At 73.2% G+C, this 16,636-nt stretch carries 17 protein-coding genes and 1 riboswitch; of the genes, 13 read left to right on the forward strand and 4 right to left on the reverse strand.

What is annotated here, in order from left to right; translation table 11 throughout:
* Positions 1-59: 59 nt before the first annotated feature.
* Positions 60-527: a hypothetical protein gene (locus ACFV57_RS16655; RefSeq protein ID WP_385231749.1), complete on the reverse strand. Its 468-nt coding sequence runs from the start codon at positions 525-527 to the stop codon at positions 60-62.
* Between the two features lie 401 nt (positions 528-928).
* On the opposite strand from ACFV57_RS16655, the gene ACFV57_RS16660 reads away from it, so the two are divergent.
* Together ACFV57_RS16660 and ACFV57_RS16665 are read left to right on the forward strand one after the other, a co-directional pair.
* On the forward strand, positions 929-1,726 hold the full coding sequence (locus tag ACFV57_RS16660; RefSeq protein WP_385231752.1) for a carbon-nitrogen hydrolase family protein: 798 nt from the start codon (positions 929-931) through the stop codon (positions 1,724-1,726).
* A 120-nt stretch (positions 1,727-1,846) separates the two neighbouring features.
* Positions 1,847-3,532 carry a flavin monoamine oxidase family protein gene (locus ACFV57_RS16665; protein ID WP_385231755.1) on the forward strand — a complete coding sequence of 562 codons (1,686 nt, stop codon included), beginning with the start codon at positions 1,847-1,849 and terminating at the stop codon, positions 3,530-3,532.
* Between the two features lie 51 nt (positions 3,533-3,583).
* Here ACFV57_RS16665 and ACFV57_RS16670 read toward each other — a convergent pair whose 3' ends face one another.
* Positions 3,584-4,342 carry a DUF5995 family protein gene (locus ACFV57_RS16670; RefSeq protein WP_385231758.1) on the reverse strand — a complete coding sequence of 253 codons (759 nt, stop codon included), beginning with the start codon at positions 4,340-4,342 and terminating at the stop codon, positions 3,584-3,586.
* A gap of 215 nt (positions 4,343-4,557) precedes the next feature.
* On the opposite strand from ACFV57_RS16670, the gene ACFV57_RS16675 reads away from it, so the two are divergent.
* Positions 4,558-5,010, forward strand: a complete 453-nt coding sequence (locus ACFV57_RS16675) for a phospholipase (RefSeq protein WP_385231761.1) — start codon at positions 4,558-4,560, stop codon at positions 5,008-5,010.
* Between the two features lie 9 nt (positions 5,011-5,019).
* On the opposite strand, the gene ACFV57_RS16680 is transcribed toward ACFV57_RS16675, so the two are convergent.
* A complete protein-coding gene (locus tag ACFV57_RS16680; RefSeq protein ID WP_385231764.1) occupies positions 5,020-6,459 on the reverse strand; it encodes a uracil-xanthine permease family protein in 1,440 nt (479 codons plus the stop codon).
* Positions 6,460-6,690: 231 nt separating this feature from the next.
* Between ACFV57_RS16680 and ACFV57_RS16685 the strand changes: the two genes are divergently transcribed.
* The gene (locus ACFV57_RS16685) at positions 6,691-7,161 is read left to right on the forward strand and encodes an acyl-CoA thioesterase (protein ID WP_385231767.1); all 471 of its coding nucleotides are present in this window, start codon (positions 6,691-6,693) and stop codon (positions 7,159-7,161) included.
* Positions 7,162-7,208: 47 nt separating this feature from the next.
* Here ACFV57_RS16685 and ACFV57_RS16690 read toward each other — a convergent pair whose 3' ends face one another.
* Complete coding sequence (locus ACFV57_RS16690; protein WP_385231770.1) at positions 7,209-8,474, reverse strand: MFS transporter; 1,266 nt, start codon at positions 8,472-8,474, stop codon at positions 7,209-7,211.
* Positions 8,475-8,569: 95 nt separating this feature from the next.
* Here ACFV57_RS16690 and ACFV57_RS16695 point away from each other — a divergent pair, with 95 nt between their 5' ends.
* The 9 genes from ACFV57_RS16695 to ACFV57_RS16735 all read left to right on the forward strand — a co-directional run bounded on the left by ACFV57_RS16695 (position 8,570) and on the right by ACFV57_RS16735 (position 16,489).
* On the forward strand, positions 8,570-9,844 hold the full coding sequence (locus ACFV57_RS16695; RefSeq protein WP_385231773.1) for an ROK family transcriptional regulator: 1,275 nt from the start codon (positions 8,570-8,572) through the stop codon (positions 9,842-9,844).
* A gap of 321 nt (positions 9,845-10,165) precedes the next feature.
* Positions 10,166-10,296, forward strand: a riboswitch (FMN riboswitch).
* Positions 10,297-10,449: 153 nt separating this feature from the next.
* A complete protein-coding gene (gene ribD / locus ACFV57_RS16700) occupies positions 10,450-11,577 on the forward strand; it encodes a bifunctional diaminohydroxyphosphoribosylaminopyrimidine deaminase/5-amino-6-(5-phosphoribosylamino)uracil reductase RibD (protein WP_385231776.1) in 1,128 nt (375 codons plus the stop codon).
* Position 11,578: 1 nt separating this feature from the next.
* A complete protein-coding gene (locus tag ACFV57_RS16705) occupies positions 11,579-12,214 on the forward strand; it encodes a riboflavin synthase (protein WP_385231779.1) in 636 nt (211 codons plus the stop codon).
* The gene (locus ACFV57_RS16710) at positions 12,211-12,864 is read left to right on the forward strand and encodes a nicotinamide riboside transporter PnuC (protein ID WP_385231782.1); all 654 of its coding nucleotides are present in this window, start codon (positions 12,211-12,213) and stop codon (positions 12,862-12,864) included. Before ACFV57_RS16705 ends, ACFV57_RS16710 begins: the two co-directional genes overlap by 4 nt.
* Positions 12,861-14,159, forward strand: a complete 1,299-nt coding sequence (locus ACFV57_RS16715) for a bifunctional 3,4-dihydroxy-2-butanone-4-phosphate synthase/GTP cyclohydrolase II (protein WP_385231785.1) — start codon at positions 12,861-12,863, stop codon at positions 14,157-14,159. Before ACFV57_RS16710 ends, ACFV57_RS16715 begins: the two co-directional genes overlap by 4 nt.
* Before the next feature lie 65 nt (positions 14,160-14,224).
* Positions 14,225-14,710, forward strand: coding sequence for a 6,7-dimethyl-8-ribityllumazine synthase (gene ribH, locus ACFV57_RS16720; RefSeq protein WP_003986918.1), 486 nt, complete (start codon positions 14,225-14,227; stop codon positions 14,708-14,710).
* A gap of 35 nt (positions 14,711-14,745) precedes the next feature.
* The gene (locus ACFV57_RS16725) at positions 14,746-15,018 is read left to right on the forward strand and encodes a phosphoribosyl-ATP diphosphatase (RefSeq protein WP_385231788.1); all 273 of its coding nucleotides are present in this window, start codon (positions 14,746-14,748) and stop codon (positions 15,016-15,018) included.
* A gap of 73 nt (positions 15,019-15,091) precedes the next feature.
* Positions 15,092-15,940: an ATP phosphoribosyltransferase gene (gene hisG, locus ACFV57_RS16730; RefSeq protein WP_385231791.1), complete on the forward strand. Its 849-nt coding sequence runs from the start codon at positions 15,092-15,094 to the stop codon at positions 15,938-15,940.
* A gap of 84 nt (positions 15,941-16,024) precedes the next feature.
* Positions 16,025-16,489, forward strand: coding sequence for a PH domain-containing protein (locus ACFV57_RS16735; RefSeq protein ID WP_385231794.1), 465 nt, complete (start codon positions 16,025-16,027; stop codon positions 16,487-16,489).
* The last annotated feature ends 147 nt before the right edge of the window (positions 16,490-16,636 follow it).

Genomic DNA, 16,636 nt, shown 5'->3' on the forward strand with positions numbered 1-16,636 from the left:
AATGACCCGCCCGCCGCCGTGCCTGGCCGCGGGCCGGTGTGCGAAGAGCGACCGAGGCGTCAGCTCACCGGCCGGTCCCACGGGACGACCGTGAAGTCACCGCTTTCCACGGTCTCGAACGGCGCCGAACTGGCGCAGCGGGGCAGTTCCTTCGTGGACGCCGGGCCCGGTGTCGCGGCCCAGCTGTAGCCCAGGCGGTCGGTGCGGGCCCGGTCGTGGACGGAGAACCCGGGCGTCTCGTCCTTGCGGAAGCGCGCGTCGAAGGAGAAGCGGACGTCGTCGCCGTCCGCGCGGCGGAGCTTCGCCGACCCGTTCAGCCAGGGGTCCTCCTGGGGCCGCGCGGCGGCGCTCTGCGCGGCGGTGGCGCGGCCCGCCGGGTGGGCCGCGTCGGGCGGCGGCGCGGCGAGCGCGGGGCCGACCGCCCCCGCCGCCAGCAGGACCGCCACCGAGACGGCGAGGAGGCGGAGGCGTCTGCGGGCGGTGGTGCGGGTGCCGATGGCGCTGAGGTTGCGGACAGAACGGTTCATGGCGGACCTTCCCCGACCAAAATCGTGAGCGTTCACCCGGCCTTCCCGGGCGCCTCATACGATGCCGCCCGGCCGTGCGCGCCACATCGCGCCCAGGGCCGACCCCCGCTCCGCCGCGCGGGGGAACACCGTGCACCCGGGACGTACCCGGGGCGCGGAGGCCGTCCGGACACGGCTCCACGCGACCCGCGCCGCCCGCCGCGCCGCTCGACGCAACGAATCGCCGCACAGTCCGTACAACACGCAACGAAATATCCGTCCGCACGCAATGGTGACGCCTTGTACGGGTGGTTCGGCGGACCGTACCGTCTAGGCGTCCCGCCGATCGCCGGGCCGCCCGCGCCGCCGCAGTGCCCGGGCAGGCCACCCGATCACCCGTCACGTCTCCTCCGAGGGGTCCCATGTCGTCGCTGCGCACCGCCCTGCTCCAGAGTTCGGGACGGCCCGGCGACGTCGCGCACAACCTGCGGGCCGTCGAGGACGCGGCGCGCGACGCGGCGGCGGGCGGCGCCGGGCTGCTGGTCTGCCCGGAGCTGTTCCTGACCGGCTACGCCATCGGCGCGGACCTGCACCGGCTCGCCGAGCCCGCCGACGGCCCGGCCGCCCGGGCGATCGCCCGGATCGCCGCCGAGCACGGCATCGCGGTGCTCTACGGCTACCCCGAGCGCGACGGCGCGGCGGTGTACAACACGGCCCAGCTGATCGACTCCGAGGGCCGGATCCTGGCGAACTACCGCAAGACCCACCTCTTCGGCTGTTTCGAGCGTGACTGGTTCACCCCCGGCGACGACCCGGTCGTCCAGGCCGAGCTGGGCGGTCTGCGCATCGGCCTGATGATCTGCTACGACGTGGAGTTCCCGGAGAACGTCCGCGCCCACGCGCTGGCCGGCACCGATCTGCTGCTGGTGCCCACCGCCCAGCTGCACCCCTTCCAGTTCGTCGCCGAGTCGCTGGTGCCGGTACGGGCCTTCGAGAGCCAGCTCTACATCGCCTACGTCAACCGGGTCGGCCCGGAAGGCGACTTCGAGTTCGTCGGGCTGAGCTGCCTGGCCGGCCCGGACGGCACCGTGCGCGCCCGCGCCGGCCGCGGCGAGGAACTGGTGCTCGCCGAGGTCGACGCGGCTCTCCTGAAGCGGTCGCGGGAGGACAACCCGTACCTCGCCGACCGGCGCCCCGGCCTCTACGGCTCGCTGACCTGACCCCCGCCTGAAGGACCCCCGCAGCGGCGCCACGGCGCCGCCCCCACGCCTGCCCGCGCGCACCCCTGCCGGCGCGCACCCGAGCCCCCCTCACGTACCGCCTGCAAGGAGCCCGAACCGATGACCGTGCCCACCGCCGCCCACCACGCGGACGCCCAGCCGCCCATCACCATGTTCGGGCCGGACTTCCCGTACGCCTACGACGACTTCCTCGCCCACCCGGCGGGGCTCGGCCAGGTGCCCGCGACCGAGCACGGCAAGGAGGTCGCCGTCATCGGCGGCGGCCTGTCCGGCATCATCACGGCCTACGAGCTGATGAAGATGGGCCTCAGGCCCGTCGTCTACGAGGCGGACCGGATCGGCGGCCGGCTGCGCACCGTCGGCTTCGAGGGCTGCGACCCGGAGCTGACCGCGGAGATGGGCGCGATGCGCTTCCCGCCGTCCTCCACCGCCCTCCAGCACTACATCGACCTCGTGGGCCTGAAGACGAAGCCCTTCCCCAACCCGCTCGCGCCGGACACCCCCTCGACGGTCGTCGACCTCAAGGGCGAGTCGCACTACGCGCGCACCGTCGAGGACCTGCCCGAGGTCTACACCCAGGTCATGGACGCCTGGAACGCCTGCCTGGAGGAGGGCGCGGACTTCTCCGACATGAACCGCGCCATCCGCGAGCGCGACGTCCCGCGCATCCGGGAGATCTGGGCGCGGCTCGTCGAGAAGCTGGACAACCAGACCTTCTACGGCTACCTCTGCGACTCCACCGCCTTCAAGTCCTTCCGGCACCGCGAGATCTTCGGCCAGGTCGGCTTCGGCACCGGCGGCTGGGACACCGACTTCCCCAACTCCATCCTGGAGATCCTGCGCGTCGTCTACACCGAGGCCGACGACCATCACCGCGGCATCGTCGGCGGCAGCCAGCAGCTGCCGCTGCGCCTGTGGGAGCGCGCGCCGGAGAAGATCGTCCACTGGGCGCCGGGCACCTCGCTGTCCGCCCTGCACGACGGCACGCCGCGCCCCGCGGTCACCCGGCTGCACCGTACGGCCGGCAACCGCATCACCGTCACCGACGCCGACGGCGACATCCGTACGTACGAGGCGGCCGTGTTCACCGCGCAGTCCTGGCTGCTGCTGTCGAAGATCGCCTGCGACGACGCGCTGTTCCCCATCGACCACTGGACGGCGATGGAGCGCACCCACTACATGGAGTCCTCCAAGCTGTTCGTGCCGGTGGACCGGCCGTTCTGGCTGGACAAGGACGAGGACACGGGGCGGGACGTGATGAGCATGACGCTCACCGACCGGATGACCCGCGGCACCTACCTGCTCGACGACGGACCCGACAAGCCGGCTGTCATCTGCCTCTCCTACACGTGGTGCGACGACAGCCTCAAGTGGCTGCCGCTGAACGCCAACGACCGTATGGAGGTCATGCTCAAGTCGCTCTCGGAGATCTATCCGAAGGTCGACATCAGGAAGCACATCATCGGCAACCCGGTGACCGTCTCCTGGGAGAACGAGCCGTACTTCATGGGCGCGTTCAAGGCCAACCTGCCCGGCCACTACCGCTACCAGCGGCGCCTGTTCACCCACTTCATGCAGGACCGGCTGCCCGAGGACAAGCGTGGCCTCTTCCTCGCCGGTGACGACATCTCCTGGACGGCCGGCTGGGCCGAGGGCGCCGTGCAGACCGCGCTGAACGCGGTGTGGGGCGTGATGACGCAGTTCGGCGGCAGCACGGACGCGGGCAACCCCGGGCCGGGCGACGTGTACGACGAGATCGCGCCGGTCGAGCTGCCGGAGGACTGACCCGGGCACATCGGGCACCCGGGCCGCGTACGGCACGCCGTACGCGGCCCGTCAGCCCAGCGGCGTCAGCAGACAGCGGCCGACCAGGCCCACGCCCGAGCCGAGCCGCTCGGCGAACTCACCGGCCGTCTCCGGCAGGCCGCGCAGGCTCCACAGCACCCGCGCCGCCGCCCAGGCGCCGTCCCTGGCCATCTCCAGGCTCCAGGAACCGGCGAGATGGGTGAGCGGGTCGGCGACGTCGAGCAGGTCGGGGCCGGGCATCAGGCTCTCCCGGATGCGCTCCTCCATGCCCTCCAGGAGGTCGCCGACGCGCTCGAAGTCCGCCGCCAGCGCGGCCGGTTCGCACTCCAGGGCGCGGCAGGTGTCCACGACGGCCAGCGCCAGGTCGTGCCCGATGTGGGCGTTGATCCCCGCCAGCGCGAACTGCAGCGGCCGTACGCCCGGGTGGCGGCGCAGCTGGAACAGCGGGCGCCAGCAGGCCGGTACGGTCAGGCCGGCGCCCGCCGCGTCCACCGCGGCGAGGTAGCGCCGGGCGAAGAGCGCGTCCAGCTCGCCCGCCGCCGACGGGTCCTGGAAGCCGCCGGCGGGGAGGCGGCGGGCGATCTCCTCGGTGACCGACAGATACACCCGGTTGAACACCGCGATGCCGTCGGCGGCGGAGAGCGTGGCGTCCAGCACGCGCATCCGGGCCAGGACCGCGGCCACGGGGGCCGACGGCTTGGGGGCCGGCCCGGCCGCGGGGACCGGCCGGAACGGGTCCGCGGCCGCCTGCGCCGCCGGGCCGTCCGGGGCCTGCTGAGTCGTCGTCATGCGCACAGCGTGACAGCAGGACACCGACCGGAGAGGCGACCCGGGGGCGGATGACCGGATCGGGGTAACGCGCGGTGCCTCCTTGCCCGTACGGCACCGGCCCGCTGATCACTGTTCAGTCAAAACACCACCACCGGTCGTCCGGATTGAATATTTTCAGCCTTCAACGAAGCGGTCCGACCTGCCGAAGGGCCGCCACGCAACGGAGGATGAAGATGTCCGGAAGACTTGCTGCCGCCCTGTCCGCCTCGGCCATGACGGTGACCGCACTGGTGGCCGCCGCCGCTCCGGCGCAGGCCGCCCCCGCGGACAAGGCCAAGGTGCTGGCCGGCTGGACGCAGACCGGTGCCGGCAGCTACGGCAACTGGGTGGCGGCCCGGGGCGACCAGGCGAAGTGGGCGGCGTACAAGTTCGACTGGAGCACCGACTACTGCTCCAAGTCGCCGGACAACCCCTTCGGCTTCCCCTTCGAGACCTCGTGCGCGCGCCACGACTTCGGCTACCGCAACTACAAGAAGGCCGGCACCTTCCCGGCGAACAAGCCGCGCCTGGACAGCGCGCTGTACGAGGACCTCAAGCGGGTCTGCGCCAAGTACAGCGGCGCGAAGAAGACTTCGTGCAACGCGCTCGCGTGGACGTACTACCAGGCGGTCAAGAAGCTCGGCTGAGCCGGGTGCTCAGCCCGTCGGCTCCGACTTCCCCGGCTTCGCCGGATTCTTCGGGGCCGACGGCTCGCCGGGCGCCGTGTCCTCGTCGTACGCGCTGGTGCCCTCGTCGAGCAGCGGCCCCTGCCGCTTCAGGTGGGCGGGGGCCAGCGCGCGCAGCACGTGGTAGCCGGAGAGCACCACGATCGTGCCGAGCGCGATGCCGCCCAGCTCGAAGTTCTCGCTGATCTTCAGGCTGACACCGCCGATGCCGATGATGACGCCCGCGGCGACGGGCACCAGGTTCAGCGGATTGCGCAGGTCCACCTTGTTGTGCACCCAGATCTGCGCGCCGAGCAGGCCGATCATGCCGTACAGGATGACGGTGATGCCGCCCAGCACGCCGCCGGGGATCGCGGCCACCACCGCGCCGAACTTCGGGCACAGGCCGAAGAGCAGCGCGAAACCGGCCGCCGCCCAGTAGGCCGCGGTGGAGTAGACGCGGGTCGCCGCCATCACGCCGATGTTCTCGGAGTAGGTGGTGTTGGGCGGGCCGCCGAGCGCGGTGGAGAGCATCGAGCCGGCGCCGTCGGCGGAGATCGCGGTGCCCAGCTTGTCGTCGAGCGGGTCGCCGGTCATCTCGCCGACCGCCTTGACGTGCCCGGCGTTCTCCGCGACCAGCGCGATCACCACGGGCAGGGCGACCAGGACCGCGGACCACTGGAAGGACGGCGCGTGGAAGGACGGCAGGCCGATCCAGTCGGCCTTGGCGACGCCCGACAGGTCCAGGCGCCAGTGGTCGGTGAGCTGCCCGGCGCCGTTCGCCGAGTGGATCTTCCCGAAGACCAGGTCGAGGACCCAGGAGATGCCGTACCCGAAGACCAGCCCCAGGAAGATCGCGATCCGCGACCAGAAGCCGCGCAGACAGACTACGGCCAGCCCGGTGAAGAGCATGGTCAGCAGCGCCACCCACTGGTCCTGCGGCCAGTACGTGCTGGCCGTCACCGGCGCCAGGTTGAAGCCGATGAGCATCACGACCGCGCCGGTGACCACCGGCGGCATCGCCGCGTGGATGATCCGCGCGCCGAACCGTCGGACCGCGAGGCCGACGAGGAAGAGCGCGGCGCCGACGACGAAGACCGCGCCGGTGACGGTGGCGCTGCTGCCGCCCTGCGCGCGGATCACGGCGGCGACGCCGACGAAGGAGAGCGAGCAGCCGAGGTAGGACGGCACCCGGCCGCGGGTCGCCAGCAGGAAGATGGCGGTCGAGACGCCCGACATCATGATGGCGAGGTTCGGGTCCAGGCCCATCAGGACCGGCGCGACGAAGCTGGCGCCGAACATGGCGACCACGTGCTGCGCGCCGAGGCCGGCGGTACGCGGCCAGGACAGCCGTTCGTCCGGTCTGACGACGGCTCCGGGGGCGGGGGTGCGCCCGTCGCCGTGCACGGTCCAGCGCACACCGAGGCCCATGAGTGCTCCACTTCTTCACATACGTCGCAGGGGGTCGGCCGGGCGGGGCGCCGGCCGGGCCATGTTAGGTCGGCCGCGGGGCCGGCCCGGGCGGCCCGTCCGTCCGGGGGCGGTGCCGACCGCCCCCGGCGGCCGGAGCATTTTAAGCAGCCGCTTACGATGGCCGTGTTCACTTCTTGAACAGTCAACAGCATCGGGCAGCGCCCGCAGCAGAACCAGGAGCACCAACCCGTGAGCGTCGAAGCCCTTGAGGCCGCCCCCGCCGTCCCCTACGGACAGCTGGTCCCCGTCACCGTGCACTTCGACGACCTCGACGCGCTCGGCATGCTCCACAACTCGCGCTACCCGCTGCTCGTCGAGCGCGCCTGGGCCGAGTTCTGGCACGGCCGCGGCTTCGGCTTCGACGGGGACTGGGCGGCGGCCGGCGACATGTGCAACGTCATCAAGGAGATGAAGGTCTCGTACGAGCAGCCGGTCACCCGGCCCGGCTACTACGCCGCCCACCTGTGGGTCGAGCGCCTGGGCCGCACGGGCCTGACGTACGGCTTCCGGCTCTGCTCCGCCGACGGCGAGCAGACCTACGCGCACGGCCACCGCGTCCTGGTGCGCGTCGACCCGCAGGCACTGCGGCCCACCCCCTGGTCGGACCACGCCCGCTCGATAGCGACGGAACTGCTGCACCCGGAGGCGCAGGCCGTCTGAGCGGGCGGGCGCCCCGGCTCAGGGGGGCCGGGCCGGAGGGGTGCCGCTCAGAAGCGCTCCAGGTCGCCGGCCGGTAGCGCGTCGCGCCCGGCGGCGCCGCGGCCCGGCACCCGCAGCACCCCCGCGCCCACGAACAGCCCGCAGGCCAGCACCGTCACCAGCACGAACGAGCCGGTCAGCGAGGTGGCCTGGGCGATGGAGCCGATCGCCGAGGGGGCGATGAGCCCCGAGGTGTACGTGATGGTGGCGACGCCCGCGATGGCCTGGCTGGGCGCCGGGCCGCTGCGGCCCGCCGCCGCGAACGCCAGCGGCACCACCACGGCGATGCCCAGCCCGATCAGCGCGAAGCCCGCCAGGGCCATCGCCGGGTGCCGGGCCAGCACGATCAGGACGCCGCCCGCCGCGGCGAGCACCCCGCTGACCCGTACGGTGCGCACCGGTCCGAAGCGCGCGACCACCCGGTCGCCCGCCAGCCGGGCGACGGCCATGGTGCACGAGAAGGCGGTGGTGGACGCCGCCGCCAGGCCCGCGTCGGTGCCCAGCACGTCCCGCAGGTAGACCGCCGACCAGTCCAGGCTGGCGCCCTCGGCGAAGACCGCGCAGAACCCGATCGCGCCGATGATCAGCGCCGACTTCGGGGGCAGCGCGAAGCGCGGCGGCGGGTGCTCGTCCGGGGTGCTGCGCAGGTCCAGTACGCCCTGGCAGGCGGCGTAGCCCAGGACGGTCGTGACCGCCGCGGCGACGGCCAGGTGCAGCCGGGCGTCGGTGGCGGCGTGTGCCGCCGCGGTGCCGGCCGCCGAGCCGAGCAGGGCGCCCACGCTCCACATGCCGTGCAGCCCCGACATGATCGGCTTGCCGAGCCGGTCCTCGGTCTCCACCCCCAGCGCGTTCATCGCCACGTCCGCCATGCCCGCGGTGGCGCCGTACACCAGCAGCGCGCCGCACAGGCCGTACAGGTTGGGAGAGAGGGCGGGAAGGGCGAGCGAGAGAGTCCACGCGGCGAGCAGCAGGCGCAGTGCGGCGCGGGCCCCGAGGCGGTGGCTGATCCGGCCGGCCAGCGGCATGGCGAGGGACGCGCCGATCGCGGGGAAGGCCAGGGCGAGGCCCAGCTGTCCCGCGCTGATCTGGGCGTGGTCCTGAATCCACGGCACGCGGGTGGCGAAGCTGCCGGTCACCGAGCCGTGGATCAGGAAGACCACCGCGACGGACCAGCGGGCACGCCGCAACCGGCCCGGAGCACCCTGCTGAGCTGCGGATTCATCGGGGGCTGGAGCGGGCGGGGGAGCCGCGTCGGGAACGCCTGTGCCATCCATGGGCGGTAAACTATCAGGAAGCCTGCCTGATAATAAGGCGTTCACATCGATCACACCGCGACGATCCCCGCACGGGGGTCTGGAAGGATTCGGGCATGGACGAGACGCGCGGAGCCGCTCCCGGCCGTACCGCCTCCCCGGCCGTACGCGCCACCCCGCGCACCGCCTCGCCGAGCACCGCGCGGGCCATCAACGACCGCCTGGCCCTGCAGCTCCTCCAGGCCGAGGGGCCGCTGACCGCCGGTGAGCTGAAGACGGGCACCGGCCTGTCCCGGCCGACCGTCGCCGACCTCGTCGAGCGCCTCCGGGCCGCCGGACTGATCACGGTGGTCGGCGAGTCGGGCGCGCGGCGGCGCGGACCCAACGCGCGGCTGTACGGCATCGTCGCCGGCCGCGCCCACCTCGCCGCGGTGGACCTGCGCACGCACAGCGCCACCCTCGCGGTCGCCGACCTGCTCGGCCGGGTGCTGGCCGAGACCGCCGTCCCGGTCGGCCCTGACGCGGACCCCAGTCAGGCGGCGGCGAACGGCGTGGCCGCGCTGGAGAAGCTGCTCGGTGAGGCCGGTGCCGCACGGCCGCACGTCGTCGCCGTCGGCGCGCCCGGCCTCGTCGATCCGGCCACCGGACGGTTCGGCGGAACAGAATGGGTGCCCGCCTGGCACGCCGCGCTCGTCACGGCGTTCGGCGACCGGCCCGCGGCGCCCGTCCTGCTGGAGAACGAGGTCAACCTCGCCGCCATCGCCGAGCAGCGCGACGGCGCCGCGCGCGACCGCGACACCTACGTCCTGCTCTGGCTCGGCCACGGCACCGGCGCCGCCGTCGTCCTGGACGGCCGGCTGCGCCGCGGCGCCTCGGGCGGCACCGGTGAGATCGGCTTCCTGCCCGTACCGGGCACGGGCGCGCTGCCCACGGCCGCGGGCTGCGACGGCGGCTTCCACTCGCTGGCGGGCTCCGCGGCGGTGTGCCGGCTGGCCGCCGAGCACGGCATCGCGGCGGGCCCGGGCCAGGACCGGCCCGGTCCGGGCGACGCCGACGAGGGCAGCGCACCCGCGGCCGAGGCGATGGTGCGTGCCGCCGTCGGTGCGGGCGAGGCCGGTGCCGCCTTCCTCGACGCGCTGGCCGCCCGGGTCGCCATCGGGGCCGCCGCGGTCTGCGCCGTACTGGACCCCGGCTGTGTCGTACTCGGCGGCGAGACCGGCCGCGCGGGCGGCGACGCGCTGGCCGGACGGGTCGCGGAGCACCTCGCGCGGATGTCCCCGCTGCGCACCGAGGTACGCGCGGGGACGGTCGGCGGCCGGGCCGTGCTGCGGGGCGCGGTGCTCGCGGCGATGGACACCGCCCAGGACGACCTGTTCGGGCCTGCTGCCTGAGCGAGGAACTGCCTGCGAAGGCTTCTCCCTACCGCCCTCCCGTCACCCTTGCCCCGCCCCGCTCCGCCAGGAAGTCCCCGTAGCCCACCGTGCCGAGCGTGCCCGTGCCGCCGGTCACCGGAATCGTCGTCATCGCGATCAGTCCTCGGACAGGGGTGAGGGTTTCGGAACGCGGGCACGGCGGGGCCCGTCACCACGGGGACGGGGCGGCGCGCCGGAGCGTGACATTCACACCGCGCCCTGTGAGCCACTCCACAGCTCGCCGCCCGCATGGCCGACGATCAGACGTGGCAGACTGAAGCCGTACTGAATTGACATACGCAGCGCACTCCGGGGTCGGTGAAAGTCCGAACCGGCGGTAACAGTCCGCGACCCGGTCGCCTCCAGCGACCGGTTGAGCAGGTGGAATTCCTGCACCGACGGTTAAAGTCCGGATGGGAGGCAGTGCGCGGCGGGCGAGCAGCGGTATACCGCCGCCGGCGGTCGTCCTCGTGTTCCACGAAGGCGGCCCTCCTTTCCGGCTTCGGTGTCCCCGTTGTTGCGTTCCCGTTTTCCTGTCCTCGTGACAGCCCCGGAGTCCGTGCCCTGAGTGGCAGGAGGACCCGGTGGCCACCCCAGCCCCCGCGCAGACCGCGGCGATGCGCCGAGCCATCCAGCTTGCCGCCCGCGGCCTCGGGCACACCAGCCCCAATCCCGTCGTCGGCTGTGTCGTCCTGGACGCCGCCGGGCACGTCGTGGGGGAGGGCTGGCACGAACGGGCCGGCGGCCCGCACGCCGAGGTCAACGCGCTGCGCGAGGCGGGCGAACGGGCCAGAGGCGGCAGCGCCTTCGTCACCCTGGAACCCTGCAACCACACCGGCCGTACCGGCCCCTGCGCCCAGGCCCTCGTCGAGGCGGGCGTCGCCCGGGTGCACTACGCCGTCCCGGACCCGACCCCCACCGCCACCGGCGGCGCCGCGACCCTCGCGGCGGCCGGTCTGGAGGTCGAGGGCGGCCTGCTCGCCGACGAGGCCGCCGCGGGCAACGAGGCCTGGCTCACCGCCGTACTGCGCCGCCGCCCCTTCGTCCTGTGGAAGTACGCCGCCACGCTCGACGGCCGGATCGCCGCCGCCGACGGCACCAGCCGCTGGATCACCTCGGCCGAGTCCCGCGCCGACGTCCACCGGCTGCGGGCCCGGGCCGACGCGGTGATCGTCGGGTCCGGCACCGCCCGCGCCGACGACCCGCACCTCGGCGCGCGGCTCGCGGGACTGGCCGACACCGAGGTCAGCCAGCCGCTGCGGGTCGTGGTCGACACCGCCGCCGCCGTCGTCAAGCCCGGCGCCCGCGTCCTGGACGGCACCGCGCCCACGCTCGTCGCGGTCGCCGACGACGCCGACGCCGGCCACCTCGAAGGACTCGCCCCGATCGTCCGGCTGCCCCGCGCCGCGGACGGCACCGGCCTGCACATCCCCGCCCTGCTCGCCGCGCTGTACGAGCGCGACGTCCGCTCGGTGCTCCTGGAAGGCGGCCCCACCCTGGCCGGGTCCTTCCTCGCCGCGCAGGCCGTCGACAAGGTCGTCGGCTATCTCGCGCCCGTCCTGCTCGGCGCCGGACCCGCCGCCCTCGGCGACGCCGGAATCGGCACGATCGACCAGGCGTTGCGCCTCGATGTGACCGACACCGCCCGGCTCGGCGCCGACCTGCGCATCACCGCCACCCCAGCCCGCCACACCCTGAACGAGGAGAACTGACGTGTTCACCGGAATCGTCGAAGAACTGGGTGAGGTCGCCGCCGTCGAGAACCTGGGCGACAGCTCCCGGTTCACCCTGCGCGGCCCGCTCGTCACCGAGGACGCGAAGCACGGCGACTCGATCGCCGTCAACGGCGTCTGCCTGACCGTCGTGGACACCGGCGAGGGCACCTTCACCGCCGATGTGATGGCCGAGACGCTGCACCGCTCCAGCCTCGGCGCGCTCGCCCCGGGCTCCCGCGTCAACCTGGAACGCCCGATGGCCCTCGGCGGGCGCCTAGGCGGCCACCTCGTGCAGGGGCACGTGGACGGCACCGGCACGATCGTTTCGCGGACACCCGGTGAGCACTGGGAGATCGTCGAGGTCGCGCTCCCCGGCCGGCTCGCCCGATACGTCGTGGAGAAAGGCTCCATCACCGTCGACGGGGTGAGCCTGACGGTCGTCGACGCGGCGGACGACCACTTCACCATCAGCCTCATCCCCACCACCCTCGCCCTGACCACCCTCGGCCTCAAGCAGCCGGGCGACCCGGTCAACCTGGAGGTCGACGTGCTGGCGAAGTACGTCGAACGGCTGCTGGGGCAGGGCCGGGGCACCGCGGCGGCCGTCGCGGCCGTGGAAGAGAGCCTGCGGTGAACCTCCTCGGCTGGCTCAACGGCCCGGCGTTCACCGCCTTCGGCCAGCAGGTCATCTGGTCCGACATGATCGGCAACAGCGTCGGGCTGGCCGCCCTCGCCTTCGGCTGGCGCCGCTCCATATGGACCTGGCCCGCCCAGTTCCTCTCCGGCCTGATCCTCGTCTCCGCGTACGCCTACGCCCACCTCAGCGGCGGCGTCGGCAAACAGCTGCTCGTCATCGGCGTCGCGCTGTGGGGCTGGCGGCAGTGGCAGCGCGGCCGGCAGCAGGCCCAGGACGGCTCCATCGCCGTGCGCTTCGCCACCTGGCGCGAGCGCGGACTCCTGATCGCCGGCACCGCCGTCGGCACCGTCGCCGTCGGCTCCTTGTTCACCCTGCTGCCGCAGCTGTCCTGGAACCCCTGGCCCGACGCGTACATCTTCGTCGGCACCCTCGCGGCGATGGTCGCCCAGGCCCGCGGCCTGGTCGAGTTCTGGTTCGCCTGGCTCCTCGTCGACATCGTGGGCGTCCCCCTCGCCTTCAGCAGCGGCCTGGCCTTCTCCGGCCTGGTCTACGTCGTCTACCTCGGCCTCGTGCTGTGGGGTATGCGCGACTGGTGGCTGCGCTCCCGCACGAACCCGCAGCCCGTCCTGGAAGGAGCGGCGGCATGACCGCACTGCAGAGCTGGTACGACCCCGACGGCGCCGTCGCACGAGACGCCCTGGCCCTGGACCCCGTCGAGCGGGCCGTCGCCGACATCGCCGCCGGCCGCCCCGTCGTGGTCGTGGACGACGAGAGCCGGGAGAACGAGGGCGACCTCGTCGTCGCCGCCGAACGGGTCACCCCCGAGATCCTCGCCTTCATGATGAGCGAGTGCCGCGGCCTGATCTGCGCCCCCATGGAGGGCGCCGAACTGGACCGCCTCGCGCTGCCGCAGATGGTCGAGCACAACACCGAGTCGATGCGCACCGCGTTCACCGTCTCGGTCGACGCCACCGCCGCGCACGGCGTCAGCACCGGCATCTCCGCCGCCGACCGCGCCACCACCTTGCGCCTGCTCGCCTCCGGCGAGGCCGCCCCCGCCGACTTCGTGCGCCCCGGCCACATCTTCCCGCTGCGCGCCCGCGACGGCGGCGTGCTGGTCCGCAACGGCCACACCGAGGCCGGCGTGGACCTCGCCCGGCTGGCCGGGCTGCGGCCCGCCGCCGCGATCGTCGAGATCGCCGGCGAGGACGGCACGATGCTGCGGCTGCCGGAGCTGGTGCCGTTCGCCCGCAAGCACGGCCTGTCGATCATCTCCATCGAGGACCTGATCGCCTACCGCCTCGGCTCCGAGCCCACCGTCCGGCGCGAGGCCGAGACCCGGCTGCCCACCCGCCACGGCGAGTTCACCGCGTACGGCTACCGCTCCACCGTCGACGGCGTCGAGCACATCGCGCTGGTCGCCGGCGAGATCGGTGACGGCGAGGACGTCCTCGTACGGGTCCACTCCGAGTGCCTGACCGGCGACATCTTCCACTCGCTGCGCTGCGACTGCGGCCCCCAGCTGGAGGAGTCGCTGCGCCGGATCTCCGAGGCCGGCCGCGGCGTGGTGATCTACCTGCGCGGCCACGAGGGACGCGGCATCGGACTGATGTCCAAGCTGCGCGCCTACGAACTCCAGGAGCGCGGCCGCGACACCCTCGACGCCAACCTGGAACTGGGCCTGCCGGCCGACGCCCGGGACTACGGCGCCGGCGCCCAGGTGCTGGCCGACCTCGGCGTGCGGTCGCTGCGCCTGATGACCAACAACCCGGAGAAGACCGACGCGCTCGTCCGGCACGGCCTCAAGGTCACCGGCCGCGAGCCGATGCCCGTACAGGCGGGCGAACACAACCTGCGGTACCTGCGCACCAAGCGGGACCGGATGGGGCACGACCTGCCCTGGCTCGACGCGGAGCGCGCGTCGGCCTGCGGCAACCAGTAGCACCGCGGCCGGACCCCGGCCGCCCCACCACGTACGTACCCGAGCACCGGACCACGAGGAGAGACGTGAGCGGCAAAGGCGCACCCGAACTGTCCGTGAAGAACTGTGGCGACCTGCGGGTGGCCGTCATCGCCGCCCAGTGGCACGAGAAGGTGATGGACGGCCTCGTGGACGGCGCCCTGCGCGCCCTGTCCGAGCTGGGCATCGACGAGCCGACGCTGCTGCGCGTGCCCGGCAGCTTCGAGCTGCCGGTGGTCGCCAAGGTGCTGGCCGGCCGCGGCTACGACGCGATCGTGGCGCTCGGCGTCGTCATCCGCGGCGGCACCCCGCACTTCGACTACGTGTGCCAGGGCGTCACCCAGGGCCTGACGCAGGTCAGCGTCGACACCGGCGTACCGATCGGGTTCGGCGTGCTGACCTGCGACACCGAGGAGCAGGCCCTGGACCGGGCCGGAATCTTCGGCTCCACCGAGGACAAGGGCCACGAGGCGGTGACCGCGGCCGTCGCCACCGCCGCGACGCTGCGCACCGTCGCCGAGCCCTGGCGCTGAGCGGGGCCGGGCGACCGCGTAGGGTGGGTCACATCATGTCCAAGAAGACGTTCGAGGAGCTCTTCGCCGAGCTCCAGCAGAAGGCCGCCACCGGCGACCCCGCCACCTCCCGCACCGCCGAACTGGTCCACTCCGGCGTCCATGCGATCGGCAAGAAGGTCGTCGAGGAGGCCGCCGAGGTCTGGATGGCCGCGGAGTACGAGTCCGACGAGGCCGCCGCCGAGGAGATCTCCCAGCTCCTGTACCACCTTCAGGTGATGATGGTCGCCAAGGGCATCTCCCTCGACGACGTCTACGCCCATCTCTGAGCCGTCGCCCGGCCCCCGTACGACCGCACCACACCACTTTTCTGTCACCCCTCGCACGAAAGAAGTCGCCCTCATGCTGCGCATCGCCGTCCCGAACAAGGGTTCACTGTCCGAGCCTGCGTCGGCGATGCTCCATGAGGCCGGCTACCGCCAGCGCAAGGACCGCAGGGAACTGGTCCTGGTCGACGCGGAGAACGAGGTCGAGTTCTTCTTCCTGCGCCCGCGCGACATCGCGGTGTACGTCGGCTCCGGCAAGCTGGACATCGGCATCACCGGCCGGGACCTGCTGCTCGACTCCGGCGCCAAGGCGGAGGAGATCATGCAGCTCGGCTTCGCCGGCTCGACCTTCCGCTACGCCACCCGTCCGGGCACGGCCAAGGAGGTCACCGACTTCGGCGGCATGACGGTCGCCACGTCCTTCTCCGGACTGGTCACCCAGCACCTCGCCGACCACGGAGTCGACGCCTCCGTCGTCCACCTGGACGGCGCCGTGGAGACCGCCATCCAGCTCGGCGTCGCCGAGATCATCGCCGATGTCGTGGAGACCGGCACCACCCTGCGCAACGCGGGGCTGGAGATCATCGGCGAGCCGATCCTGAAGTCCGAGGCGGTCGTCATCCGCGGCAAGGGCGCCCCCGAGGACGACCCGAAGGTCCGCCAGTTCCTCCGCCGTATGCAGGGCGTCCTGGTCGCCCGGCGCTACGTGATGATGGACTACGACATCCGCGTGGAGCACGTCGAGAAGGCCGTCGCCCTCACCCCGGGCCTGGAGTCGCCGACCGTCTCCCCGCTGCACCACGAGGGCTGGGTCGCGGTCCGCTCGATGGTCCCCTCCAAGGACGCCCAGCGCATCATGGACGAGCTGTACGAGCTCGGCGCACGCGCCATCCTGACCACCGGCATCCACGCCTGCCGCCTCTGACCCAGCGGCCGGCCGCCGCCGACGGGCGGCGGCCACACCCGCCGCCGGCCCGCGCCGACGGCCCGTACGAAAGAGCCCAGCGACGTGTCCGCGCCCGCCTCCGCGCCCCTGCCCGCCCTCCCGGTGACCTTCCGGCCGGCCCGTACCAGGGCCGTCCTGTACGGCGTCGGCATCGCCCAGCTCGCCGTGCTGACGGTGATCGCCTTCCTGCTGCCGAAGCTGGGCGGCGGCGAGCGGATCAGCTTCGTGTTCACCGGCCTGATCGTGCTCGGCGTGCTCCTGCTGCTCGCCCGCCCCAAGGTGGTCGCGCGGGAGGAGGGCCTGACCGTCGTCAACCTGACCACCAGGCGCGAGCTGGCCTGGGCCCAGGTGCTGCGGGTCAACCTGCGCCAGGGCGACGCCTGGGTGCACCTCGACCTCGCCGACGGCACCAGCCTGCCCGCGATGGGCATCCAGCCCGGCATCGCGCGCGACCAGGCCATCCGGGACGCCCGTACGCTGCGGGCGCTCGCCGAGAACCACGGCACCGGCAACCAACCGGCCCGGTGACCCTGCCCGCACCCCGGCCCTGCTGATTACCCTGGTGCCCAGGGCGCGCCCCGCGCCCCGCCCCACCAGCGGGCCCCTGCCACCTGAGGAGTGACTCCCTCCAGCAATGGACGGATCGTCCGGTAGTACCTGCGCCGCCCCTCCACC

This window comes from Streptomyces sp. NPDC059788, from assembly GCF_042732265.1.
In the GTDB taxonomy this organism is placed as follows: domain Bacteria; phylum Actinomycetota; class Actinomycetes; order Streptomycetales; family Streptomycetaceae; genus Streptomyces.